The sequence below is a fragment of the Streptomyces sp. KLMMK genome, assembly GCF_036961605.1.
GTDB classification, from domain to species: Bacteria; Actinomycetota; Actinomycetes; order Streptomycetales; family Streptomycetaceae; genus Streptomyces; species Streptomyces telluris.
The window spans coordinates 1-1,808 of record NZ_JBAMDC010000689.1 but is presented as its reverse complement, the minus strand read 5'-3'; the positions used below and the strand labels follow the sequence as shown (position 1 = coordinate 1,808).

Sequence of the window (1,808 nt, the reverse complement as noted above, 5' to 3'; positions counted from 1 at the left end):
CAGGAGGCGGCCTGCGGAAGATGGGCCCGCGCGAACTCCAGCTGCCGCCGGAACATCGCCACGCGTTCGTCCACGTCCGTCACGCTGTGGCCCCCGTCGTGGACGTGCAGGCCGTGGGCGACGCCGCGGCCCGCGAGCCGCTCGGCGTAGTCGCGGACCTGCGCCACGGGGCAGCGGGCGTCGTTGGCACCGGCCATGATGAGCACCGGCGCGCGGACGGCGTCGACGTACGTCAGCGGCGAGGACTCCCGGTAGCGCTCGGGCACCTCGTCGGGCGAGCCGCCGAAGAGGCTGCGGTCGAGCGCCTTGATCTCCTCCATCGCGCCGTGGTGGGCCGCGGCGCAGTCGGCGACCGGCGCGCCGGCGAGACCCAGCGCCCACTCCCCCGGCTGCGTGCCGAGCGCGAGCAGCGTGAGGTAGCCGCCCCACGACCAGCCCGCCACGACGAGCCGGGCCGGGTCGGCGACGCCGTGGTCGACCGTCCACCGCCGGACCGCGGCCACGTCCTCCAGCTCGGTGAGGCCCACGCGGCGCCGCAGCGCCTCGGTCCACTCGCGCCCGTAGCCGGTCGAGCCGCGGTAGTTGACGCGCACGACGGCGAACCCGTGGTCGGTCCAGGCCGCGACGGCGGGGTCGAAGGCGTCCTCGTCCTGCTCGTCGGGGCCGCCGTGCAGCAGGAAGACCGCGGGGTGCGGACCGGGCCCCGCGGGCGTGTTCAGCAGGGCGTGGACCCGGCCGCCGGGGCCGTCCACCCACAGGTCCCGGGCCTCGGCCGCCGGGGGCGGCGGGGCGTCCGGGAGGGGCAGCCGCGGGTCCTCCCGCAGGCCGCGGAACTCGGGGGGCCGCGCGGAGCTCGACCACAGCAGCCAGGCGTCGCCGCCGGGCCGGGTCCGGGCGTGGGCGATGACCCCGGGCGGGGTGCCGATGCGCTCCAGGCGCCCGCTGTCCAGGTCGTAGCGGTGGAGCGTGGAGCGGGCCTCGTGGTCGTGGACGACCAGCAGCGAGCGGGCGTCCTGGAACCACTGCACCGACACGTCGCCGGGCAGGCCGAGGCGCAGCTCGGTGCGCTCGCCGGTGCGCGGGTCGAAGAGGACCGGTTCCCAGCGGTCGTCGCGCTGGTGCTGCAGCAGCAGGCGCGCGTCGCCCCGTACGGGCGAGAAGCCCACGGCCTCCAGGCCGCCGCCCTCCTCGTCGGCGAGGTCCGCGACGGTCGCACCGTCCTCCGTGGTGAGGACGCGCACGCCCAGGTCCCACAGGTCCCCGCGCTCGCTGTGCGCGATCACGGCCAGGTCCAGCGAGCGGGAGAGGTCGACGGCGTAGGCCGGCTCGTCGTGCCGGTAGAGCCGCCGCGCGGTGCCGTCCGGCAGGACGAGGTGGACCTCCGCGCCGTCCTCGGTGGAGCAGCCGAGCAGGGAGTGCCCGTCGAGGCCCACGGCCAGGCCCGAGGGCCAGTACAGCCCGGCGGACGGGACGGCCGGGGTGTCGGGGCCGCCGGTGAAGGGCTGGCGCATCCACCGGCCGTATTCGTCGCCCGCGCCGTCGTCGAACCACCACACGGCCTCCCCGGACGCCTCGACGGCGCACTGCTGGGTGCCGGACGGGCGGTCGGTGACGCGGCGGAGGGTGCCGGCCGCGCGGTCATAGGCATAGACCTGGGCGATGCCCGAGAGGTCGCTGACGAACACGCAGCGGTCGGGCGCGCTCTTGGCCCAGGCCGGCAGGGTGTGGCGGGGGGCGCGGAAGCGCCGTTCCCACACGGGCCCGTCGGCGAGGTGCCGGCGGGGGGCGGTCGTGGTCATCGAGGGGGT

At 77.1% G+C, this 1,808-nt stretch carries 1 protein-coding gene; it reads right to left on the bottom strand.

The annotated features are described in order from the left end of the window. Nucleotides 1–1,808, bottom strand: a 1,808-nt coding sequence (locus V7793_RS37155) for a prolyl oligopeptidase family serine peptidase (RefSeq protein ID WP_443058085.1), incomplete at both ends; no start/stop codon positions are given.